The 23,853-nt window shown below is 32.1% G+C and carries 24 protein-coding genes; 15 read left to right on the forward strand and 9 right to left on the reverse strand.

Going from position 1 to position 23,853, the window contains the following annotated elements; all coding sequences use genetic code 11:
• Positions 1 to 204: 204 nt before the first annotated feature.
• Both HXZ69_RS07615 and HXZ69_RS07620 read left to right on the forward strand, forming a co-directional pair.
• Positions 205 to 636 (forward strand): DUF8439 domain-containing protein, encoded by a 432-nt coding sequence (locus HXZ69_RS07615; protein ID WP_115001825.1) that lies wholly within the window; start codon positions 205 to 207, stop codon positions 634 to 636.
• Between the two features lie 41 nt (positions 637 to 677).
• Positions 678 to 1,628, forward strand: coding sequence for an FKBP-type peptidyl-prolyl cis-trans isomerase (locus HXZ69_RS07620; protein WP_125349774.1), 951 nt, complete (start codon positions 678 to 680; stop codon positions 1,626 to 1,628).
• 68 nt (positions 1,629 to 1,696) lie between these two features.
• On the opposite strand, the gene HXZ69_RS07625 is transcribed toward HXZ69_RS07620, so the two are convergent.
• From HXZ69_RS07625 to HXZ69_RS07640, 4 genes are all read right to left on the reverse strand, one after another.
• A complete protein-coding gene (locus tag HXZ69_RS07625) occupies positions 1,697 to 2,185 on the reverse strand; it encodes a TlpA family protein disulfide reductase (protein WP_286495545.1) in 489 nt (162 codons plus the stop codon).
• Between the two features lie 118 nt (positions 2,186 to 2,303).
• A complete protein-coding gene (locus HXZ69_RS07630; protein WP_286495547.1) occupies positions 2,304 to 4,472 on the reverse strand; it encodes a TonB-dependent siderophore receptor in 2,169 nt (722 codons plus the stop codon).
• Positions 4,473 to 4,606: 134 nt separating this feature from the next.
• Positions 4,607 to 5,149 carry an RsmD family RNA methyltransferase gene (locus HXZ69_RS07635; protein ID WP_286495548.1) on the reverse strand — a complete coding sequence of 181 codons (543 nt, stop codon included), beginning with the start codon at positions 5,147 to 5,149 and terminating at the stop codon, positions 4,607 to 4,609.
• On the reverse strand, positions 5,125 to 5,916 hold the full coding sequence (locus HXZ69_RS07640) for a DUF3822 family protein (RefSeq protein WP_286495550.1): 792 nt from the start codon (positions 5,914 to 5,916) through the stop codon (positions 5,125 to 5,127). Before HXZ69_RS07640 ends, HXZ69_RS07635 begins: the two co-directional genes overlap by 25 nt.
• A 200-nt stretch (positions 5,917 to 6,116) precedes the next feature.
• Between HXZ69_RS07640 and kdsB the strand changes: the two genes are divergently transcribed.
• The 9 genes from kdsB (at position 6,117) to HXZ69_RS07685 (ending at position 14,451) form a co-directional block, all read left to right on the forward strand.
• Positions 6,117 to 6,860 carry a 3-deoxy-manno-octulosonate cytidylyltransferase gene (gene kdsB, locus HXZ69_RS07645; RefSeq protein WP_286495551.1) on the forward strand — a complete coding sequence of 248 codons (744 nt, stop codon included), beginning with the start codon at positions 6,117 to 6,119 and terminating at the stop codon, positions 6,858 to 6,860.
• A 144-nt stretch (positions 6,861 to 7,004) separates the two neighbouring features.
• Positions 7,005 to 7,556, forward strand: a complete 552-nt coding sequence (locus tag HXZ69_RS07650; RefSeq protein ID WP_038332702.1) for an HNH endonuclease — start codon at positions 7,005 to 7,007, stop codon at positions 7,554 to 7,556.
• A 106-nt stretch (positions 7,557 to 7,662) separates the two neighbouring features.
• The gene (locus HXZ69_RS07655) at positions 7,663 to 8,304 is read left to right on the forward strand and encodes a LolA family protein (RefSeq protein WP_286495552.1); all 642 of its coding nucleotides are present in this window, start codon (positions 7,663 to 7,665) and stop codon (positions 8,302 to 8,304) included.
• 108 nt (positions 8,305 to 8,412) lie between these two features.
• Positions 8,413 to 10,374, forward strand: coding sequence for a transporter-like protein (locus HXZ69_RS07660; protein ID WP_280035452.1), 1,962 nt, complete (start codon positions 8,413 to 8,415; stop codon positions 10,372 to 10,374).
• Between the two features lie 6 nt (positions 10,375 to 10,380).
• Positions 10,381 to 10,824 carry a deoxycytidylate deaminase gene (locus HXZ69_RS07665; RefSeq protein ID WP_125349767.1) on the forward strand — a complete coding sequence of 148 codons (444 nt, stop codon included), beginning with the start codon at positions 10,381 to 10,383 and terminating at the stop codon, positions 10,822 to 10,824.
• Between the two features lie 7 nt (positions 10,825 to 10,831).
• Positions 10,832 to 12,415, forward strand: coding sequence for a S41 family peptidase (locus HXZ69_RS07670; RefSeq protein ID WP_180905187.1), 1,584 nt, complete (start codon positions 10,832 to 10,834; stop codon positions 12,413 to 12,415).
• Positions 12,416 to 13,303: a site-specific tyrosine recombinase XerD gene (gene xerD, locus HXZ69_RS07675; RefSeq protein WP_180905186.1), complete on the forward strand. Its 888-nt coding sequence runs from the start codon at positions 12,416 to 12,418 to the stop codon at positions 13,301 to 13,303. It begins immediately after the preceding gene.
• Positions 13,304 to 13,322: 19 nt separating this feature from the next.
• Entirely contained in the window at positions 13,323 to 13,838 is a 516-nt protein-coding gene (locus tag HXZ69_RS07680; protein WP_115001815.1) for an NUDIX hydrolase, read from the forward strand.
• 88 nt (positions 13,839 to 13,926) lie between these two features.
• Positions 13,927 to 14,451, forward strand: coding sequence for a DUF4136 domain-containing protein (locus tag HXZ69_RS07685; protein WP_181816331.1), 525 nt, complete (start codon positions 13,927 to 13,929; stop codon positions 14,449 to 14,451).
• Between the two features lie 44 nt (positions 14,452 to 14,495).
• Here the strand turns inward: HXZ69_RS07685 and HXZ69_RS07690 are convergent, their stop codons facing one another.
• From HXZ69_RS07690 to HXZ69_RS07700, 3 genes are all read right to left on the reverse strand, one after another.
• Positions 14,496 to 14,969 (reverse strand): GNAT family N-acetyltransferase, encoded by a 474-nt coding sequence (locus HXZ69_RS07690; RefSeq protein WP_221854535.1) that lies wholly within the window; start codon positions 14,967 to 14,969, stop codon positions 14,496 to 14,498.
• Between the two features lie 80 nt (positions 14,970 to 15,049).
• A complete protein-coding gene (locus HXZ69_RS07695; RefSeq protein WP_038332722.1) occupies positions 15,050 to 15,583 on the reverse strand; it encodes a hypothetical protein in 534 nt (177 codons plus the stop codon).
• A gap of 10 nt (positions 15,584 to 15,593) precedes the next feature.
• Complete coding sequence (locus HXZ69_RS07700) at positions 15,594 to 16,358, reverse strand: exodeoxyribonuclease III (RefSeq protein ID WP_286495553.1); 765 nt, start codon at positions 16,356 to 16,358, stop codon at positions 15,594 to 15,596.
• Positions 16,359 to 16,471: 113 nt separating this feature from the next.
• On the opposite strand from HXZ69_RS07700, the gene HXZ69_RS07705 reads away from it, so the two are divergent.
• Positions 16,472 to 17,227, forward strand: a complete 756-nt coding sequence (locus HXZ69_RS07705; protein WP_286495554.1) for a head GIN domain-containing protein — start codon at positions 16,472 to 16,474, stop codon at positions 17,225 to 17,227.
• A 93-nt stretch (positions 17,228 to 17,320) separates the two neighbouring features.
• Here the strand turns inward: HXZ69_RS07705 and HXZ69_RS07710 are convergent, their stop codons facing one another.
• Together HXZ69_RS07710 and HXZ69_RS07715 are read right to left on the reverse strand one after the other, a co-directional pair.
• Positions 17,321 to 18,715 carry an OmpP1/FadL family transporter gene (locus tag HXZ69_RS07710; RefSeq protein WP_286495555.1) on the reverse strand — a complete coding sequence of 465 codons (1,395 nt, stop codon included), beginning with the start codon at positions 18,713 to 18,715 and terminating at the stop codon, positions 17,321 to 17,323.
• Between the two features lie 21 nt (positions 18,716 to 18,736).
• On the reverse strand, positions 18,737 to 20,068 hold the full coding sequence (locus HXZ69_RS07715) for a hypothetical protein (RefSeq protein ID WP_115001801.1): 1,332 nt from the start codon (positions 20,066 to 20,068) through the stop codon (positions 18,737 to 18,739).
• 103 nt (positions 20,069 to 20,171) lie between these two features.
• Between HXZ69_RS07715 and proS the strand changes: the two genes are divergently transcribed.
• The 3 genes from proS to HXZ69_RS07730 all read left to right on the forward strand — a co-directional run bounded on the left by proS (position 20,172) and on the right by HXZ69_RS07730 (position 23,790).
• Entirely contained in the window at positions 20,172 to 21,650 is a 1,479-nt protein-coding gene (gene proS, locus HXZ69_RS07720; protein WP_286495556.1) for a proline--tRNA ligase, read from the forward strand.
• Positions 21,651 to 21,846: 196 nt separating this feature from the next.
• Positions 21,847 to 23,358, forward strand: coding sequence for a T9SS type A sorting domain-containing protein (locus HXZ69_RS07725; protein ID WP_286495557.1), 1,512 nt, complete (start codon positions 21,847 to 21,849; stop codon positions 23,356 to 23,358).
• A gap of 3 nt (positions 23,359 to 23,361) precedes the next feature.
• On the forward strand, positions 23,362 to 23,790 hold the full coding sequence (locus HXZ69_RS07730) for a hypothetical protein (protein WP_286495558.1): 429 nt from the start codon (positions 23,362 to 23,364) through the stop codon (positions 23,788 to 23,790).
• The last annotated feature ends 63 nt before the right edge of the window (positions 23,791 to 23,853 follow it).

Genomic DNA, 23,853 nt, shown 5'->3' on the forward strand with positions numbered 1-23,853 from the left:
CCAACGTTTTATTTTTCTGAACAACAAACTTCTAAAATTGAAGTTCTTCAAATTCAGCAAAATAATTCTATTCCTCAAAATGGACAAACTTCACAACAGGTAAATACGCAACACGTTAAAACTTCGATTTCAGAAGAAGTCAAAGAATATACGCGTGCTTCAAAACCGATTAGAACAAATGGTAATTCGTCGTTTAGTCTTAAGATGGCTTTGCCTGGAGCAAAAGTAGAAGAACATCAAGAGGAGATTTTACGAAATGATTTGCCTCGAGAAAAGTTTACATTGGATCAAGTAAAAGAAGGCTGGAAAAGATTTTTGGATCGATTAAAAATCGAACATAATATTCCGTCCTATAATGCTTTGATGACAACTGAACTTGGCTTGGAAGGTGATGAAATTATTTTCGAATTTACTTCTCATTCATCGGAACAAGAATTTGAGGAATACCGTGATCGAATCAGAAATAGTTTGAGAGCATTCCTTAAGAATCACTATTTTAGTATTCAAATTAAGTTTTCTGAGAAGGAAGCAACGAATCATATCTTATCAAACAAAGAAAAATTTGAGAAATTATCAGATAAAAACCCGATTTTGTTAAAATTAAAAGAAGAATTTGGTTTAGATTTGTATGATTAATGAAAGTTTCTTATTAAACTTGCAATAAATTTTTATAAATAATGAAAAAAGTTCTTTTAGGGATTTTTGTTGTTGCGTCGTTAGTGTCTTGTAACAAAGGAAAATCTGTAGACAAATTAGAAAGCGAAGATCAAAAAGCTTCTTATGCTTTCGGAACTGGTCTTGGTGAGCAAATCAAAGGTCTTGGAGGACGTTTAGTTGAAACTGATAGTATCAACTACGATCAATTAGAAAAAGGGATCCGCGATTACTTAAAAGCAGGTAAAGAAGGTAGAGAATCTTACGCGATTGGTCAACAAGTTGGTCAGCAAATTGAGACGGTTATTAACCAACAACAATTAGATCAAATGGACAAGGATATTATTGTTCAAGGGATTATGGATGTTGTACGTCACAAAAAATTGTTGATTACACAAGAAGCGGGAATGGGAATTTTAGATACGTATGCAAAAAATCACCAACAAAACTTGGTTAAGAAAAATGCAGACGAGTCTAAAAAATTAGTAGACGAGAAGAAAAAAACTTCTGGTGCTAAAACAACTGCTTCTGGATTAGTTTATGTTGTAGAAAAAGAAGGAACAGGTGCTAAACCAAACATTAATAGTATTGTTAAAGTAAAATATACTGGTAAAATTTTAGCTACTGGTAAAACTTTTGACAGTACAGATAAAAACCCTGAAGCTAAAGGAGGTGTAGAATTTCCTTTGAACCAAGTTATTCCAGGATGGTCAGAAGGTTTACAATTAATGTCTAAAGGATCTAAATACAAATTCTATATTCCAGCTAACTTAGGTTACGGTGAAATGGGAGCTCCTGGAGGACAAATTGGACCAAACCAAGCATTAGAGTTCGAAGTAGAATTAGTAGACTTTAAAGAAGGTCAACCAGCGCCACAAGGTCAACCAGGTGCGCAAGGAGGACAAGGTTTATCTGAAGAGCAAATTAAAGAATTACAAAAACAATTCGAAGCTCAAGCACAACAAGGTAAATAATCATCGATTAGATATAACAAAAAAATCCACTCAATTGAGTGGATTTTTTTTATGGATTAATTTTTAAATTATTTCAAATATTTAAAAATTTGATTTGCTTCTACAGAACCTTTTTTGATTGTAACAAGACTTTTATCCTTGTCGAATAAATAAAATGTAGGAATAGAAGTTGGTTGAAAAATTGGACCAAATTCGTAATTAGAATCATATAATAATTCTACATTTTTATTGTTTACAAAATTAGATGCGTGCTCTTTTAGGAAAGGGATAGCGTCTTTTGCTTCGTATTCAGAAACCAAAATAATCTGATTGTTTTTTAAATGTTCTTCGTAATTATTGCTAAAATGATTCAAGGCTAATTGGCAGTGAATACATGTTGGCGAATATAAAACGATTAACGTTTGTTTTCCTTTTTTGATATCTTTTGAACTGAAAATTCCTTCGGATTGCATTTTTACAAAAGAAAATTCTGGAATAGATTTTAGCGTATTTTCTGTTTGTGCAAATGTAAAAATCGAACAAAAGAATATCAATAAAGCAGTAATTTTTGTTTTCATGTTTTAAGAAAAATTTTGACGAAAGTTAGTCAATTCTATCCAAAATAAAAACGACAGTTTATAAAACTGTCGTTTTCCTATTAAATAAATGCTAAAAATATGTTTAACTCTGAGAAAATTAGAATTTGAAATTTACTTGTGCAGCCATATTAAATGGATCGATTTGGTTGATGTAACCTCCACGGAAGTAAGAATTGTATCCTAACTGATCTGTAATGTTATTAAAGAATAAACGGAAGTCAAATCTTTTCATAGAATATCCAACTTGCGCATTTAATGTATAATAATCTGGCAATAAGAAAGGTTTGCTTCCTCCGTAGAAATTACCATGAGCATCACGATCTAAACTTTGTTCGTTAGATGGTCTTGAACCTACGTAGTAAACACCAGCAGAAACAGTGAAACCATTCAAGAAATTATTTTCAATAAATTTATATTGAACCCAAGCATTTGCTGTATTGTAAGGCGCATTAGATGGTCTTGAATCTTCTACATATTGAGGAGAATCGTGGTAACCAGCATCTAAGTATGCATATCCTAACATAACTTGTAAGTTTGGTAATGGACGACCAGCAACTTCAAACTCGATACCTTTACGTCTCAAATTACCAGCTTTTTCGTATAAACCAGTTGCTGTTTGATTTTCGTATGTTTCGAATGTTAAGTTATCGTTGTTCATGTTGAAGTAAACTACGTTTGCACGTAAACGGTCGTTGAACCATTGTGTTTTAACACCAACTTCTACTTGATCTGTAACAGAAGGTCCAGCTTTGCTTCCATCAGTCATAATGTTTAAAGCAGAGCGTAAACTTGTGTTTGTTGCATAAGTAATGTAAGCATTTACATTTCTCCAAGGAGAAACAACTAAACCAACAACAGGATCTACAACACCATCGTGGTTATCGATTAAATAGCTATAACGTAAACCTCCAACAAATGTGATTAAATCTTTATAAGAGAAATGATGTTGTGTCATAAATCCGTAAGAATAACCTCTTGATAGATTTGTTTTGTCTTTGTTCCAAGCTAATTTAGCTTCTTGCTCAGGAGTTAAGTTGATCGAATGGTTAATATCTTTGAAAACATCAATTTGATCAATAGTTCCGATACCATCTGCAGTTCTTGTTTCTAAACGGTTGATTGTATAATCATATCCAGCTTGCCAATTCCATTTGAAATCACCAAATCTCATATCTTTACCAATCAAGTCAATTTGTAAAGTCGAGTTTCTATCATCTCTAAAAGAACGACCTAATCCACGATTACGAATGTTATATTCTGTACTTCCTTTTGGTGAAGCTAACGTTGCTCCTAATTGGTCACTGTTGTAGAAGTTACTAAAGTAAGCAACTCTAGCACTAATATTATTTGTTAACTGTCTTGTAATACGAGCAGCGTAAGAATAGTTTTTGATTTCGGTATTATCGATATCATATCCCATAAATTTATCACCGATATCGTATAAAGCTTCAGTAAAATTATCTCCTAAATTGATAGTTCCACGATCTGGCGTTTTATCTCCTTTGTAATAATCAAACTCAGCAACAAATTCAGTTTTATCATCAATTTTCCAAGCCATAGATGGATTTACATAGAAAGAATTACTGTTAATAACATCTCTATAACTATCTCCATTGTTATATGAACCTGTTAAACGGAAAGCTAAATTTTTATCTTCTGTAACTGTTCGTTGAATATCATATGTAGAACGGAAAGTATTCCAGCTTCCATATTGAGCAGAAATATGTCCTTGGTTGATGTAACGTGGCGTTTTTGTTGTAACGTTAATTACACCTCCAGCAGAACCTAATCCATTTCCAATTCCTTGTGTAACCGCAGCAGAACCACGAATAACTTGAATAGATTCTACACCAGCCATATCAATAACAGCAGATCCTGTACGGAAATCAGAGTCCATACGAACACCATTTTTTAAGACAGGAACTCCTCTATATCCACGAATAGACATCGACTCGCGAATACCTCCATAATTTCCAAATAACGTAACACCTGGTACATTACGAGTAGCATCTGTAATTGTTTGTGCACCTTGTTCTTCAATTAACTTTTCAGAAATAATTGAAATAGATTGAACTTGATTTTGAGGATTTGCAGGAAAACGTGTAATTGTTTCTAAACCTCTTTGATTCTTGTTACGATCTCCAAAAATTTCAACTTCTTGTAGATTGCTAATTGAATCTTTTTTCTCTTTCGTTGTTTCTTGAGCAAATGCCGTAGAAAAACTAAGCAGAGTAATTGACGCAAGTAGAAGATTATTTCGTTTCATATGTTATATATATTTATTCTAAATAAAATTAATGCTGCAAATTTAATTAGACTTAGTATAAATAAAAAAAAGAAATCGACTGATAGATATCATCTATCAGTCGATTTTGTTAAATATTTTAAGAAAATGGATGTTTACTCGAAAAAAGAGAAGTGTACGTTTCCGTATTTTTTGTGCTGTACAAAGTTTGGATGCTCTTCAAAAGAAATGCTTGATGGATGTTCTAAAACAAAATTTCCACCTTCTTCTAACCATTTATTATCGATAACCAAATTTGGGATTTTTTTGTAAATTTCTACATCCAAATCGTAAGGAGGATCAGCAAAAATAATATCAAATTTTTTGATTGGTTGCTTATCCAAATATTTCATGACATCACTTTTTACAGTAGAAATAACATCATCTAATTTTAATTGTTTCGCTATTTCGTCCAAAAATTTTACACAACCGTAGAAATTATCAACCGAAGTTACTTTTTTTGCTCCACGTGAAGCAAATTCTAATGAAATACTTCCAATTCCAGAGAATAAATCTAAAACGGTAATTTCGGCAAAATACCATTCGTTGTTTAAGATATTAAATAAAGCTTCTTTCGCGAAGTCTGTTGTTGGGCGCACCGGCAAGTTGGTTGGTGCTGTGATTCTTTTTCCTTTTAATGTTCCTGAAATGATTCGCATTCGAATAATTTATATAATGTAAAATATTGCCCAAGTTGTTTGTCTGCTTCGTTAAACGAAATATGACGCACATATTTTTGTAAAGTTTCATAATAATCTGGCGAATTCATGATGTCACCAAAAGCATACAACGAAACGGTATTTGGACTAATATTTAATTGATTTAATGTATACAAAATGTAAAACAAAAAGTCTTCTTTCGTTTTTGTTTCAAATAGATTATAAAAAATAAATTCTCCATTGCTTAACACACAAACTTCTAATTTTTGATGCATTAAATTGATATAAATTTCATCGTTCTTGGTATTAATCATTCCATAATCAACCAAGAATTTGCCCGAATGATACAAACGCGCATTTTGCAAATTCGGTAACGAAAGCAAAATATCTTTTAATGGATAATGAATATTGTAGATAATTGATGCATCTACATTTTCCAAAGGACAATCGATCGCTAATTTTATAGGACTATAGTTAGAAAGTGATAACAATTCCTCAAAAGGTTTGTGCGCAAAGTGATTTGGAACAACATTTACAGTTGTCGACAAAAAACAAATATGCACATAATCATATTCTTGTAGCAAAGTCAAATTAGAACGCAATTCATGTTCAATCTCAATTTCCGTTTTGTTAAGATTTGTAAAATCTACCGAATAGTCATACACATCCGAGTACGAAGTCGTTTCCCCGTCGGTTGTTTTGGTAATATAACTAAGCATATCGTGAGATAGTAAAATAGCTAACGAACGTTGAGTTGTTTTTGACATAAATTTTTCTTTATCCTTGAATTTTTAACTCGTTGATTAAGATATATATTAATCCTAATGAAATCAAAAATAACAAAATTTTGAAAGCAATCTTCATACAGAAAATTTATTTTAGCAAAGATACTATAATTATTTTGTTGATTAAAGAAGCATTTCAGCCGAATCTATTTTAAATTTACAGAAATTTGAAATTAAAAATTGTGAAAAAAATAGCCGTAATTCCAGCTCGTTATGCAGCAACACGTTTTCCAGGTAAATTGATGCAACAATTGGGCGATAAAACTGTGATAAGAATGACGTACGAAAATGTTGTCGCTACTAATTTGTTTGACGATGTTTTTGTGGTGACAGATTCTGATTTAATTTTTGATGAAATTGTTTCGCACAACGGAAAAGCAATCATGAGTATCAAAGAACACGAAACAGGAAGTGATAGAATTGCTGAAGCTATACAAGATATAGAATGTGATATTATTTTGAATGTGCAAGGAGATGAACCATTTGTGAACGAAAAAGCTTTGGCAGATATTTTATCCTCTTTTGATGGAGAATTGGGAAAAACTGTAGATGTGGCGACATTAAAAGAATCAATTAGAAAAGAAGAAGATATTAACAATCCTAATTTTGTAAAAGTGGTCACTGATATTAACGATTTTGCACTTTATTTTTCGCGTTCAGCAATTCCATTTGCACGTGAAACTAATTTTACACCAAATTATTTTCGTCATTTAGGGATTTATGCGTTTAGAAAAGAAGCTTTGTTGAAGTTTTCAACACTTGAAATGCGTCAAAATGAGCGTGCAGAAAAATTAGAACAATTACGTTATTTGGAATATGGAATGAAGATTAAAGTGATTGAAACCGAATCGATAGGAGTAGGAATTGATACACCAGAAGATTTAGAGCGTGCAAAAAAGTACTTATACACTATTGTTAAAAAATAATCTTTAAACTTTTTATGATTTATATTTGCCCTAAAATTAGCTATACTTGACATGGAAATGAAATAATTAAGTTAATTAATACTTAAGAAAATATTTCGGTATGAATGTTGTTGTAAAATAGAGTAAATAAGTAAAATAGTGATTATGAGTGATTCATGGAAAGAATACGAAGCAGAAGGATTAATTGAAAAAAGATCCTTTTTAGTTTCAAAAGATGGTCTTGTAAAAAAATTATACACAGGACAAGATAAATACAAAATCTTAGAAGGAGCGATTAACAACGGTTATCGTGCGATTTGGGTAACAAAAGCAGACGGAAAACGTACGGCTAAATATGTACATAAAATGGTTGCCGAAACGTTTTTACCAAATAAAGACAATAAAGAATATGTAGTGCATTTGGATCATAACAAATTAAACAACGCAATGGATAATTTAAAGTGGGCTACTTTAGACGAATGGAAAGAACACAACAAGGATTTATTTAGAATGATGAAAGGACGTTCTCGTTTAGACAGTATTCCAAATAGTAAGTTGACAGAAGCACAAGTTATTCGTCTAAAAAAGAAATTAATTGATCCAAATAGAAAAACAAAAATTTCTACACTAGCAAAACAATTTAATATTTCTCAAGGTCAGGTTTACCGTATTTTAAGAGGTGAAAATTGGGCTCATATAGAAGTTAAAAAAGACTAAAAGACAATATTTCTTTACAGAACTTTAAATTAGTTTTTATATCTTGTTCGACAGATTGTTAAAAATTAAAAAAGTTCTTATGTCGAAATTGATGTTTAGCACGCTTATGATTTCATTATTTTCTGTGACTACATTTGCACAAAATGCAGATAAAATAATAGAAACTCATATTAAAAAAACAGGAGGAGAAGCAGCTTGGAATAATTTGAACAGTATTATCCTAAAAGGAGAAGCCATTATAAATGTTGGAGATTCTTATCCAATGATTGTTTATCATCAACGCCCTTACAACAAAAAAGTAGTGTTTGTGATGAATGGAAAAGAAATCTTGAACGAAGGATATGATGGTAGAATGGGATGGACATACAGCGAAGTTGCTAAGAAAAATGTAGCTGTAAAAGATTATAAACCAGACTCTTTTGATTCGGATATTTTGAAATATAAACAAAAAGGATTTAAAGTAAAATACTTAGGTGTAGATAAATACGATCAAAATAATAGCTGTTACAAAATAGAATTAACAAAAAATACAAATTCTACAATATACTGTTTTGATAAAAATTCGTACGAAATTGTAATGGAAAAAAATAAAGACGAAACACTTTATTACTCTAATTTCAAGACGTATAACGGATTATCTTTCGCCACAAAAGTGGTAGGAAAACCAGTTGATGGAGGAGAATATGTGATAAAATTTAATGACATAAAAATCAACCCAGCAATAGATAAGAAAAATTTTAAATTCTAAATATATAAAAAGTGGTTCATCAAGAATCACTTTTTTATTTCTTTTGATTTATACTGCTTAGGTAGTATAAGTTTTTTACTTTTGTACTCTGAATGAAGAAATTAAAATATGGCTTTAGACTCTATATTTGATCAAAATAAAAAATACGAGAAGAGCTTTTTTCTAAGATTATTAGAGAAAGCAAGAAAAGATTATCCAGATTCAATTTCTTTTATAGATGATCTAATTTCTAAACTTCAAAATAACCCTACATATCGATTAATTTTTCGCGAAGAACTTCAAAATACATTCGGGAAAATCAATTTCGTTAGCTATTTAGTAGATAGTGGAATTCATCTGGAAGATAATTTATTATCCATTTTTAGAAAGAAAATAATGGATTCTCTTTTACCAGATATTGAAGATAATAATGAATTAACTTCTGTGGTAAATGAGATTTTTTATAATTCGAAAAACTTATCAGCAATCCGAATTATTCCAAGAGATCGTTGGCGAAAATTTTTCGAAGTATTGTATCAAGATATCGAACCAGATAATTTTAAAGGAAACGTTAATAATATTCAAAATCAGCTTTTACAAGCAATTTCTATTTTGACGGTTCGTATTACTGGTGGGTTTTCGGACAAAGAAATGATGCGTTATAGTAACGAGGTTAATTATCTTGATAATCCATTCTCTAAACTTTCGATGCAGATTAGTAACATTATCGAAAATCCACAAGCTGGCTTTGATATGTTAGAAATCAAAGAAAGTATTTCGAAATGTAAACATTTGTTAAACGATATTTTAACACAAAAAGATTACAAAGGAATTTCATTGAAAGTTGCATCAAAAATCAATCGTTTGCAACAACAATTAGTTCGTTTGCAAACAATTTTAAATAGTTATAATGAACTAAGATTACACGGAATAATTTCTTTCTATAGTCTTGCAACAAAGAAATGGGTTGAATTTTATGCACCAAAGAATTTTATGAGTAATCAGTTAGGTTCTACGGTTTATTTAATCACTTTCTTAGTGACTTATCATAATGGTAAAACGGGCGAAAAATATATTACCCAGACAGCCAAAGAGTATAATAAGATGTTTTGGACAGCTTGTGGAGGTGGCTTTATTGTTTCTTTTTTGTGTTTTATCAAAACCGGAATTGGAAATATACATGATACATCGCCTTTGTTTAAAGCGTTTTTCTTTAGTATTAATTACGCTGTTGGTTTTTGTACGATTTATTTGACACATATGACACTTGCTACAAAACAGCCTTCTATGACAGCGGCTCGTTTAGCTCGTTCGCTTGTGCCGACTTCTGGATCTGAACTGAATGTGAAAGATTTTACAACTTTATTTGCGCAATTAGTAAGAAGCCAAATGATTGCTTTTTTAGGAAATGTTGTTGCTGGTTTTGTTGTTTCATTAGGAATATTTTATTTATTGAACGAAATCTTAGGATTAGAAGTTTTAAAATATTCTAAAGCTTATCATTATTGGGAAGAAGTGGTAACAATGGATTGGCATATTTTTTACTTTGGAGCAATTGCTGGAGTCTTCTTATTCCTTTCAGGATTAATTTCGGGAATAACAATTAATAATCAACGTTTTCATAATATTCCAGAACGTATTTATAATCATCCAATTTTGAAAAAATCATTTTCAGAACGTAGAAGAAGAAGAATTTCGAATTGGTTTGAGAAAAATATGGGTGGAGTTGTAGGTAATGTTGCATTCGGTTTTATGATGGGATGTGCTTTTTTGATTGGTGATTTTACTGGTCAACCTTTCGATATTCGACACATTACTTTCGTTTCAGGAAACTTCGCGATTGGTATTGGAGGAATGGGTTATCATTTTGATATTGGACCAATGATTATTGGTTTTATTGCAATTTTTATGGTAGGTTGGAGCAACTTCTTAGTTAGTTTTATCTTATCATTATTAATGGCAATGCGATCTAATAATATTCCTTTTTATAAGATTTTTACGATGATTTCGCATACATTAAAAGCATTTTTCCGAAATCCATTACCATTTTTTATTCCGCCTTTATGGACAAAAAATAAAGAAGAAGCTTAGTTAGAAATGGAAACAAACTTAGAAAAACAATTACGTTACGATAAAGCTTATCTTAAAATGGCTTTTGAATGGGCGAATCTATCCTATTGCGAACGCAAAAAAGTTGGTGCAATTATTGTTAAAAATCGAATGATAATTTCTGATGGTTACAATGGTACGCCAAGTGGTTTTGAGAACAAATGCGAGGATGAAGAGGGGAATACAAAATGGCATGTTTTGCACGCCGAAGCAAATGCAATTCTAAAATGTGCAACTTCTACGCAATCTGCAGAAGGAGCGACATTGTATATTACACTTTCGCCTTGTACAGATTGTAGCAAACTTATTCTGCAAGCGGGCATAAAGCGCATCGTTTACATTCAACAATACAAAGACCTTTCTGGGTTAGAGTTTTTAGAAAAATCAGGAATTACAATTCGACAAATTACAGAAGAAGAATTATACAGTTAACATTTCAATGAGAAGTTTTTTCAAGGTTATTAATATCGTATTAGTTGTGATGATTATTTTCTTAATCGGTTTTATGGTTGGGAAAAAATACGACTTTGCGTTCGATGAAAACAAGGATATTGTAGGTTTGCAATATTCGGATAACGAACAAAAAATTCGTCGATTAGTTTCTTTGATTGACAATGAATATGTGAACGATGTTAATTCGGATAGTTTGGTTGATGATGCAATTCATTATATGGTTGCCAAGCTAGATCCACATAGTACATATATCGACAAAGCTTCTGTACAAAAGGCAGAAGAGCAATTGAAAGGTGAATTTGTTGGAATTGGAATTCAATTTCGCACAATGAACGACACCATTGTTGTTGAACGTACTTTACCTGGAACGAAAAATTATGGCAAACTAGAATTTGGAGATCAATTAGTTGCTGCAGACAATCAATCTTTGGTTGCAAAAGATAATAAAACAATAGAAGGTTTATTGAAGGGAAAGAAAGGATCGGAAGTTAAACTATCTGTTATTCGCGATCAAAAACCAATTTCTGTTACGCTAAATCGTACTATTGTTCCAATTCCTACGGTTACTGGAAAACATATGTTAACGAAAGATATTGGTTATCTTAAATTGACTCGTTTTTCAGAGAATTCTGCAAATGAAGTTCACGAAGGTTTACAAAATTTATTGGACCAAGGAATGAAAACTTTGGTTTTTGATTTACGTGGAAATCCAGGTGGAATCATGCATATTGCAGAAGAAATAGCCGATGAATTTTTGACGAAAAACGAATTGATTGTTTACACACAAGACAAACAAAAACGTAAAAAATATATTTACGCAACAAATAGAGGTCTTTTCGAGCAAGGAAAAATTTACGTCTTAATGGATGAAAATTCTGCTTCCTCGAGTGAGATTGTTGCGGGAGCTTTACAAGATTATGGACGTGGAATTATTGTTGGTCGTCGTTCGTTTGGTAAAGGTTTGGTGCAACGCGAAATTAGTTTAGGAGATGGTACTAAGGTACGTTTGACTGTTGCAAATTATTACACGCCTTCTGGTCGATCTATTCAAAAACCTTTCGATAAAAAAACGGCAAAATACAGTGACGATTTATATAAACGATTAAAATCGGGTGAATTATATAGTAAAGATTCAATTAAAATTAATAAAGACTTAGAGTTTACAGCGCCTTCAGGTAAAAAAGTCTACGGTGGTGGTGGAATTATTCCTGATGAGTTTGTTGCATTAGATACAAATTCGGTTTCGAACTGGTTGTATTATAATCAAGATGCAAATTATTTTAATGATTTTTTATTCAAGAAAATTTATTCAATTCACGATTTTTTCATGTTTCATAACGAAGCAATTTATCTGAAATATTTCAGTGCTGGAATGTATAGAAATGAGTTTTTAGGTGTTTTAGGAATTCCTTCAAATGAGTTTAACCCTGTCTTTTCAACAACTGTTGATAACTACATGAAAGCCACAATTGCTGGAACTTTATATGGTTCGCGTGCATTTTATCAAGTTTGGATGCCCGAAGATGAAATGATAAAGCGTATTTTTGAACTTGAAAAAATAACGAAGTAAATGCTGTGGAAAGATGCTTTGTATGACTATCAAATGTATCTGAAATTAGAAAAAAGAGTTTCTGCTAATACAATTGAAGGTTATCTACGCGATATTCAAAAATTAATTAATTATTCTGATAAACAACCTTTAGATTATTCGCAAGATGATTTGAGGGATTTTGTACACGATTTTGCATCGAGCGAATATAGCGTGCGTTCGCAAGCGCGTGTTATTTCTGGCTTGAAAAGCTTTTTTGGATACTTACAACTCGAAGATTTTAGAGAAGATAATCCGACTTCTTTACTTGAAACTCCAAAAATTGGGATGAAACTTCCTGATGTACTTTCTGAAAAAGAAATTGATAAAATGATTGAAGTAATTGATTTATCAAAACCAGAAGGACAGCGAAATCGTGCGATTATAGAAGTGCTTTATGGTTGTGGTTTGCGTGTTTCGGAATTGATAAATCTCAAAATTTCTGATCTTTTTTTTGATGATGGTTTTATTCGTGTCATTGGGAAAGGAAACAAACAAAGACTTGTTCCGATTAGCGATTATACGATAAAATATATTAACTTGTACAAAGAAAGTATTCGTATTCATCTTCCTATACAAGCTGGTTTCGAAGATTTTTTGTTCTTAAATAGACGAGGTAAAAACCTTACACGTGTGATGATTTTTACAATCGTTAAAGAATTATCGATAATTGCTGGAGTTAAAAAAACAATAAGTCCGCATACGTTTCGCCATTCTTTTGCGACTCATTTATTGAAAAATGGAGCAGATCTTCGTGCAATTCAGTTAATGTTGGGACACGAAAGTATTACGACGACTGAAATTTATACGCATGTTGATCAAGAATTTATTCGAGATGCGATTATCAAATTTCATCCAAGAAATAAATAATAATCATTAACCTAAAAAGATGATAAAATCGTTTAAATTTTGTCCAAATTGTGGACATTCTATCGATCATTTTGATTTTAGAAAAATGTCGTGCAACAATTGTGATTTGGTTTATTATCAAAATGTGGCAGCTGCTGTGGCGGTTATTCTAAAAAAAGAAGATAAAATTCTTTTTACAGTTCGAAATAGAGAACCAAAGAAAGGAATGTTAGATTTGGCTGGAGGTTTTACAGATCCAAATGAATCGGCAGAAAGGACCTGTCAACGAGAGATTGAGGAAGAATTAGGAATTAAAATTCCTTTAGAGAATTTCAAGTATTTTCTTTCTCAACCTAATACATACGAGTACAAAGAAGTTCCATATAAAACGTGTGATTTAGCGTTTATTGCTGATTTTCCAGACGAAGAAATTACGCTTGAAAAAGATGAAATAGCAGAAGTAAAATGGGTTTCTATCAACGAAATTAATTTAGATGAAATTGGTTTTGATTCGTTAAGAAAAGTGGTGGAAATTTATATTACTTCTTTGAAATAACTAATGTGATGCGATGTTGAAGCGAGTTCAATATGACCTGTATGCCAACCTGAACTTGTTTCAGGTACTCATCTTAAAAATTAAAACAATGAAAAAAATACTTTTACTAAGCGCGTTATTTTTAACAATTGTTTCATGTAGCACGCAAAATATAGCGGTAGATTATGACCGAGATTTTGATTTTGAAACAAATAGAACGTATTCTTTTACACAAACGGGAAATTTAGGTTTGAATGATTTAGATTCTGCCAGATTATATTCGTCGATTGAAAAAGGAATGTTGTACAGAGGTTTTCAGAAATCGAATGATGGAAGTTTAACATTAGACGTGAAGCCAGAAGAATATGTTTCAAAACAACAAAACTCTAATGTAGGAATTGGAATGGGAACGGGCGGTTATGGTTTTGGAGGTGGAGTTTCGGTTGGAATTCCGATTATGTCTCAAAAATTAAATCAAAATTATACGATTTCGATGAAGGATGAGGGAAGATTAGTTTGGGAAGGAACCTTGAAAATTCAAATGCCCTTGAAAGCTTCGCCAGAAGTTCGTGCAGCAAATATTCAGAAAGGTGTAACGAAATTGCTACAAAAATTTCCACCTAAAAAGAAATAATAAAAAAGCCTTGAGAAATAAATATCTCAAGGCTTTTTTGTTTTTTATAATTTAAAAATTAATTCGTTTTCTTCTGATTGTTGAAGTTTAGATTTTTGTAAAAGTTTCAACGTTTCGGGTTGATTTACATTTGCTTTTGCAGCAATTTTATCTAATTTCAATTCATTTTTTGCGTAATCAACAATTGCATTCAAAACTTCTGTTCCGTAACCTTTGTTCTGAAATTTGCGTTTCAGACGAATGTTGATAACTGCGCCGTATTTTGTTTGGCGCAAACCTCCCCAACCAACAAATCGTCCGCTTTTTTTCTCGTGAACACCCCAAAGACCAAAACCATATTCTTGGTAATGTTTCTCCATATTTTCGATAAAAAACTTCGCTTCGTCTTCAGATTTATACGGTTTTTCGTTGACGATTTTCATCAATTCTTTGTCAGAATTTAATTGAAATAATTCGAATGCATCAATCTCAAAAAACTCTCGTAAGACCAAACTTTTTGTTTCGCAAATAACTTTCATTAAAACTTTTTAGTTCTTGCAAAGTTACTTCGATTTAAAGAATAAAAAAAGTCTTACCAATTATGATAAGACTTTTATATTTACTTTTTTGTTGTTGTTTTTGGTTTTGCTGGAGTTGTTGTTTTAGGAGGCGTAGCTGTTGCTTCCGAAACCTTTTGGTTAATCTCTTGTGTTAAGATTTGTCTTTTTAGATTGAAGATTTCTGTATCTTTTTGATCAATCTTAGCATCTAAATCTTTTACTTTTTGAGTTAATTCTGCAACTTGCTTTTCTTTTTCGTTTAATTGAGTATAGAAAAGTTTTGATTTTTCTCCAGAACTATTCAATGCAGAATACAATTCTTGCAAATTAGTATCATGTTCTTTTTGAGCCATTCTAATCATAGCTTGCGCATTTGTCAAAGCTGTATCTTTGATGTATAATTCGCTTTTAGCTTTTGCTAAATCTTTTTCAAGAGTTTCGATTTTCAAATTAGCTAATGTCAAATCTTTAGATGTATTTGATTGATCGTCTAAAGCTCTGTAATAATTAGCTTCCAATTCTTGGTGTTGTTTCTGAGGAACGCAACTTGCAATTGCAAAAAGTGTTAAACAACAAAGTACAATTTTTTTCATTTATATAATCTTAAACGTCTAATTCTAATAAAACAGGACAATGATCTGAGTGCTTTGCATCTGGTAAAATCGTTGCACGCGTCATATTTTTTTCTAATGTATTACTCACCATATTGTAATCGATTCTCCAACCTTTGTTATTGTTGCGCGCATTTGCACGATAAGACCACCATGAGTAATGATGAGGTTCTTTTACAAAATAACGAAAAGAATCAATCATATTACATTCATCAAGAAAAGCAGTCATCCACTCTCTTTCGACAGGTAAAAAACCAGAAACTTTCGCATTACGAACAGGATCGTGAATATCGATTGCTTCGTGACAAATGTTATAATCGCCACAAATTACAATGTTTGGATGAGAGATTTTAAGTTCTTTGATGTAATCTTTAAAATCTTCACAAAATTGTAATTTAAAATCTAATCGATCAATATTTGTTCCACTTGGCAAATACAAACTAATTACCGAAACATTGTCAAAATCAAGTCTCAAAACGCGACCTTCTTTGTCAATATAATCTATTCCAGTTCCTATTTGTACATGATTAGGTTTTATTTTCGAGAAAATAGCAACTCCACTGTATCCTTTTTTCTCCGCTGCATGCCAATAAATGTGATAACCCAATTCCTCAAACGGTTTTGTGTCCACTTGTTCTTGCATTGCTTTTGTTTCTTGAATACAAAAAACATCTGGTTGTGCAGCTTCTAACCATTCAACCAAACCTTTAGTCATCGCAGCGCGAATTCCATTTACATTGTAACTGATGATTTTCATAGTTAGCGAAATTACTAAATATTTATGACGGATTGATTTAGAAATTTGAATAAAGTGAATATTTTTTGTAACTTTTTAGAAGTTAATACGTCTTAATAATAAAAGACATCAATATGAAATACATTTTTCTTCCAATTTTAATATTCAGTTCGTTAGGATTTGCGAGCTGTTCGGTAGATTTAAATTCTAAATCGCCAGTTTCTAATTATTTAGACCGAGTAGAGGCAAGTAGTAATACAATTACAGAAATGCGTAAGATATCTTCTTTTGAAGGAATTGATGTAAGCAGTGCAATAAGTGTTACTGTTTCTGATGGTAATTATAATGGTGAAATTTCTGTTGAAGCGCCAGATAATATTATGAATAGAATCACGACTGAAGTGAAAAATGGTGTTTTGGTTATGAAAATTAATGGAACCGTAAACTTGAAAAATTCTTCTATTAAAATTAAATTCCCTCATCAAAAATTACGTTCGTTTGATCTATCAGGTGCAACGAGTGTTACCGTTTTGCCAACGCAGAAAGTAGAAAAAATGGCTGTTGATTTATCAGGAGCTAGTAATTTAAAATTAGATGTGGTTTCGAATTCTATTTCGGTTGATAATTCTGGTGCATCAAGTATGAAAATTTCTGGAAATGTACAGGATTTAAACATTTCAGTTTCAGGAGCTTCTTCGTTTATTGGAAAAGAATTGAAAGCTGCGAATGTAGTTGTTGATTGTTCAGGAGCAAGTTCTACAACAGTTTGGGCTGTGAATAGTTTGACTGCTGATAGTTCTGGAGCGAGTTCTGTTCGTTATGTAGACGAAAATGGTTTGAAAACGAAAGTGAGCACTTCTGGAATGTCTTCTATCAAAAGAATAAACTAATAGTTTTTGTTTAAAACTATGATAAGTTAATATTTAGTACTACAAAAAAATCGGATGAATTTCATCCGATTTTTTTTATATCTATTTTTTTTATTAGAATTGCCAACCTAATGTCAATAAGAATAAATTGTTGTCTAATTTAACTTTTGGAGCATAAGTATTAGGTAAAGAAACAAATTCATTATTAATATTAATATAATCTGTTCCACCAATCAATTGTTGATATTTTTGCGTTTGATATTGATAAGCTGCATCTATATAGAATCCACCAAAATCATATCCTAAACCAAAACTTGCACGATTGATATCTCCTTGAAATGCTTTCGATAAAACAGCTGCATTTGTCACAACATTGTTTTCGTTCGCAATATCCATCGTAAAATCTTTGTAAGGAGAAGTTATATAATTATAACCCGCTCTTACTTTGAAACGATCTACACGGTATTCTGCACCAACTCTAACTTCACTTGAATTTTTTACAACATCATTGATGAAATTATTATCTCCATTAAAATATTGTGTAGGCTTTAGTTTCGTGTCATTGTTCATGTGGTACGTATAATCAGCACCCAGAGATAAATTTTTACCAACAACAAAACCTAAACTTCCTACAAGACGTCCACCACGAGTCATATCATAATCAGAAGAATACATATAATAAGAATCTACAGCAGTTTTATCACTGTTAAAATTAGCTGAGTAAAAATCTTTAGAAATATTGTACCAAACTGGAGAATGATAGGCTGCGCCTAAACGTACATTGTGATTCACTTTGTAAATAGCACCTAAAGAGAAAGAAAATCCTTGTCCAATTTCACTATATGGAGCTCCATCTGCATTGTATACGTAGGTTTTTCCATTGTCGTCATCACGCTCTGCATATTGTTCGTAACCAGAATAGTTAGTTTCGTGGAAGTTTAATCCAAATCCCAAATAAACTTTGTCGTCATAACTTGTTCCTAAATTAACAGAGAATTTAGATTTATATCCATCAATATCTTTAATGTAACCATTGAAAGTTCCATTTGGTTCAGAAAATTTAATTCCTTCATTTGTTCCAATTGATGAATAATTGTCTAAACGCTGATTAAGATAAGCTACGCCAACTGTGAAACGATTCCATTTTGAAGCTTCATTTGCAAAAACAAATGTTCCTCCAAATTGTTGGAAATCAAAATTACTTTCAGATTCTTTGATATTTGTTCCGAAATTAGTTTTGTTGCTAAAAGTAGAAACACCAGCTGTTACTTGGACATCAGAGTTAATTGCTACTCCTAATCCAGCAGGGTTTTGTTCGACTGAAGTAATGTCACTTCCTAATGCACCAACAGCTCCACCAACACCAATATATTTAGCATTTCCGCTGTTAATATCTTGCGAATATAAATTTATAGCATTTGTAGAATACTGAGTTTCGTATCCTTTGTTCTGTTGTGCAAAAGCCAATGTACCAACTAAGGTACAAAGGCTTAATAATATTTTTTTCATTTTTATATGATCTAAATCTAGTTATCTTCTTCCTCCACCACGAGAGCCTCCTCCTGTGCTACTTCCGCGAGAACCACCTCCCATGCTTCCGCTACTCATACTACTACCTCTACTTGGAGAAGGTGTAGAATATGATGGGCGAGAATTGTTCATGCTATTTGTTCTTTCATAGCTTCTCGTTGGTTGTTGGTATTGTTGAGCTTCGCGAGTCGGTCTTGTGTTGTAAGTAGGCTGTTGTGTTTGTGTCGGTCTTACTTCACGAGTTGGACGCGTGTTGTTCATTTGTCCTTGATTAATTGAAGGTCTAACTTCTCTTGTAGGACGAGTTCCGTTAATTTGACTTTGGTCTACACTTGGTCTTACTTCACGAGTTGGACGTGTATTATTCATCTGTCCTTGATTAACAGAAGGTCTAACCTCTCTTGTAGGACGAGTTCCGTTAATTTGACTTTGGTCTGCACCTGGTCTTACTTCGCGAGTTGGACGTGTTGTATTGTTAATTGTATTATCACGAGTTGGTCTTAAACCTGTAGAGATTTGGTTGTTTCTACCATTTAAACTTCCAACAGGACGAGTAGAATTAATCGTGTTATTTAAACGACCACCATTTCTGTAACCTGGTTGAGAATAAATTCCTCTTGGACGATTGTATCCATATCCATATCCATAATAACCAGGATATCCGTACCAATTGTTCCATCCGTAGTAACCTCCGTAATATCCACCGTAGTAAGGTCTATTCCAACCCCAACCATAATATCCATTATACCATGGATCGTTCCATCCCCATCCGAATGAAATACCAAATCCGTTTCCGTACCATCCACCATACCAAGGATTGTAATATCCCCAACGATATGGATTATAGAAACCTCCCCATCCGTAGCTGTACCAAGGATAGTTGTTCCAGATATTAATTTCTACACCATCATTACGTCCCCAGTTATAATTACTCGATCCGTTATAAGTTAATGTATAGTCGTTGTTTCCAAAATAATTGTAACCACCTAAACCATATCCGTTAATTTTAACTTTGGTTGCTGATTTAGATTGAGTATTATCATTTGTGCTATCAACATCATCTTGGTAATAAAATTGTTCAGCACCATTTCCTTCTGCATCGAAGTATGGACTACCAATTTTTATTTCCCCTTTATTTTCTTGTTCTCCTTGCTCGTTACCATGTTGTAGTTGAGCTTGTTGATAGGTTTTATCTGTTTTCGGATTATAGTAAACTCCGTCGCTTTCGTAACCACTTGGTTGATAAGTCGAACAAGATGAAATTCCTAATGCAGCCACAAGAATTAATGTAGTTGCAGAAATTTTATTAGAAATTTTATAAACTTTGTTCATAATTATAAATTTACATCGTTTGTAATAATTAAATTTGCATAAATTTATAGGCAATTTTAATGCCAAGTAAAGATACGAAACTTATCAACAAATATAAAAGATTATGGCAAAATTAACAACTCGTGCTGAGGATTATTCTAAGTGGTACAATGAGCTTGTTGTAAAAGCAAATTTAGCTGAGAATTCGAAGGTTAGAGGGTGTATGGTGATCAAACCATATGGCTATGCTATTTGGGAAAAACTACAAGCAGAATTAGACAAAAGATTTAAAGAAACAGGTCATCAAAATGCTTATTTCCCCTTATTTGTTCCTAAAAGTTTATTCGAAGCCGAAGAAAAAAATGCAGAAGGTTTTGCGAAAGAGTGTGCGGTTGTAACGCATTATCGATTGAAAAATGATCCTGATAACAAAGGAAAGTTGATTGTAGATCCAGAAGCAAAATTAGAAGAAGAATTAATTGTTCGTCCAACTTCAGAAGCAATTATTTGGAGTACATACAAAGGTTGGATTCAGTCGTACCGCGATTTACCAATTTTGATTAATCAATGGGCAAATGTTGTGCGTTGGGAAATGCGTACGCGTTTGTTTTTGAGAACTGCCGAGTTTTTATGGCAAGAAGGGCATACAGCTCACGAAACAAAAGAAGAAGCAATTGCGGAAGCGCAACAAATGCAAGAAGTATATGCGGATGTTGTAGAGAATTTTATGGCAATTCCAGTTGTAAAAGGAAGAAAGTCAGATTCTGAGCGTTTTGCGGGTGCTGATGATACCTATACAATCGAAGCGTTGATGCAAGATGGTAAAGCTTTACAAGCGGGAACTTCTCACTTTTTAGGGCAAAACTTTGCAAAAGCTTTTGATGTTAAATTCGCAAGCAAAGAAGGAAAACAAGAATATGTTTGGGCAACTTCTTGGGGAGTTTCTACTCGTTTGATGGGTGCATTAATTATGACGCATTCTGACGATTTAGGATTAGTTTTACCTCCAAAATTAGCGCCAATTCAGGTTGTTGTTGTTCCAATTTATAAAACAGAAGAACAATTAGAAGAAATTCGTCAAGTGGTGGATAAATTTTCGTCTGAATTGAAAGCGAAAGGAATTTCGATCAAATTTGATGATGATGATAAAACGAAACCAGGTTGGAAATTTGCTGAATACGAATTGAAAGGTGTTCCTGTACGTATCGCAATTGGTCCAAAAGATTTAGAAAAAGGTCATGTTGAGCTTGCTCGTCGTGATACTTTAGAAAAACAATTCATCGCTTTAGATAATGTATCAACTGAAGTAGAAAAATTATTAGAAGATATTCAAACTAATTTATTCCAAAAAGCGTCAGATTTTAGAGATACTCACACAACAGAAGCAACAACTTTTGAAGAATTCAAAGATATTATCGAAAATAAAGGTGGTTTTGTTTCAGCTTTATGGGACGGAACAGAAGAAACAGAAGAAGCTATAAAAAATGAGACGAAAGCAACAATTCGTTGTATTCCTCAAGCTTTTGAAACGCCTACTGAAGGAGTAGATGTTTTCTCTGGAAAACCAGCAAAATACAGAGTTTTATATGCAAAAGCGTATTAATTTGTTAAATAATAATTAGCAAAAAAAACTTTCCAAAATAAATGAGGAGCTATTAATTAGCTCCTTTTTTATTTTAATGTTTTTTGGCGTGCAATTCTTTTAAACGTAGTTACTATAGCAGAATATTATTTTTTGTTAAATATCAATCATTTACAAAAAAAGGAGTATATTCGATTACTAATTAACACTAACATATATGAGAAAAACTCTACTGTCGGTATTCTGTTTATTTTCTATGTATGGGCTATCAGCACAACAAGATGTGTTGTGGGAAAAATCTATAGGAGGAGAACAAGCAGAATATCTTTATAATGCTATTTCTACACCTGATTATGGATTCTTGATTTTAGGCAGTTCTGCTTCTGATGCAACAGGAGATATCCAAAAGAAAAATCAAGGAAGTTTAGATTATTTCATTTGGAAAATGGATGAAAATGGGAAGCAAGAATGGCAAAATTCATTTGGAGGAAACGGTTCAGATTTCTTATATACGGCTAAGCCTACTGCTGATGGAGGGTATATCTTAGCAGGAGCTTCTACATCATCAAAATCAGGAGATAAAACATCCAATAATCAAGGAGCTGAAGATATTTGGGTGATAAAAATTGATGCACAGGGAAAACTACAATGGCAAAATTCTTTTGGAGGAAATGGAAATGATATTCCTGTTGATGTGATTAGAACCAATGATGGAGGTTATTTAATTGCTTCAAATTCCAATTCTGCTTCTTCTGAACTAAAGAAAAGTAAACATTTTGGAGGAAATGATTACTACATTATCAAGTTAAATGAAAAAGGAGAACTTCTTTGGGAAAATACCTTTGGAGGATTGTTTGATGATAAATTAAAATCAGTTATTGAGACTAAAAAAGGATTTTTGTTGGTTGGAAATTCTAATTCTCCAGCAAGTGGCAATAAAACAATTGATCATGAATTCAATTCAACTTGGATTGTCGAAATTAATCAAAAAGGAGAAATTATTTCGGAGAATAATTTAGGTTTAAATGCTGAAAACTTTTTGATTTCTTTTCAAGAACAAGAGAATAATTATTTGTTTGCTATTAATGAAAAAAATGGGAGTAAAATTCAGACAAAAATTATTCAAACAGATTTGAATCTTCAACCTCACAAAACAACCAAAATAGAAGAACAAAAAGATTTATCCATCACAGAAATTCAATCCATTAATGATACGTTTATTTTAACAGCCAATCAAATCTCAACTTTACAACAAAAAACGACAACTTCTTCTATTGAAAGTTATTACATCACAAAGTCATTTGATGAAAATGGAACAGAAAAATGGTCTAAAACTTTTGGAGAAAAAGGATTTAATTACCTTGAAAAAGCAATCACTACTCGTGATGGGTCAATTATACTATTTGGAAACTCTACACAACAAGCCAAAGGAAATAAAGGTCAATCTGATTTTTATTTAGTGAAATTAGGAAAAGATACAGATGATATCAAACGTGTATTTATAGAAGCTTATCCCAACCCAACCCAAGATGTGGTGAATATTTTAATCAATAAAGACTTCAAAAAAGCATCTGTTGACGTTTATAATTTAATAGGGCAACATCTACAATCAAAAGACGTGAAATACCGTTCTACACCAATTTCTTTAGGAAACTATCCTAGTGGAGTTTATATCCTAAAAATCAACCACGATAACCAAACTGAATCTATTAAAATTATTAAAAAGTAATACATGAAGAAAAATATAGTGCTACTTGCTTTATTAGCTTTGTCTTATACTTATGCTCAGCAAAATAGTTATGTTCCTAGTACAGAAGTTACACCTCCTTCTTTAGAAAATTATTTTTTTACAAAAAATGGAAATTTAGATATAAGTGGAAATAAAGGTGGTTTTAGTCATCAGATTCCAATTTATTCATTAAAAAATGGAGATATTAATCTAAATTTAAATTTAACTTATTATACAGATGGTGTAAAAGTTAATGATATTGCAGGATTGGTAGGAATGGGATGGAATTTAAATGCAGGAGGAATGATTACACGTGTTGTGAAGGGACTTCCTGATGAAGATAGCGGATTTGAATTGTTAAGACCTTCCAAAGATTTAATGAAAACAGCATTGTCTGGAAATTTTACAGATAATGAATCAATAGCGTCCTAAATAAATTTAGGGCATAAAATATCCACCCACTTTAGTAGGATACAAGCTATAGTTGGACAAAAT

This window comes from Empedobacter sp. R132-2, assembly GCF_030324375.1.
Lineage (GTDB): Bacteria > Bacteroidota > Bacteroidia > Flavobacteriales > Weeksellaceae > Empedobacter > Empedobacter falsenii_B.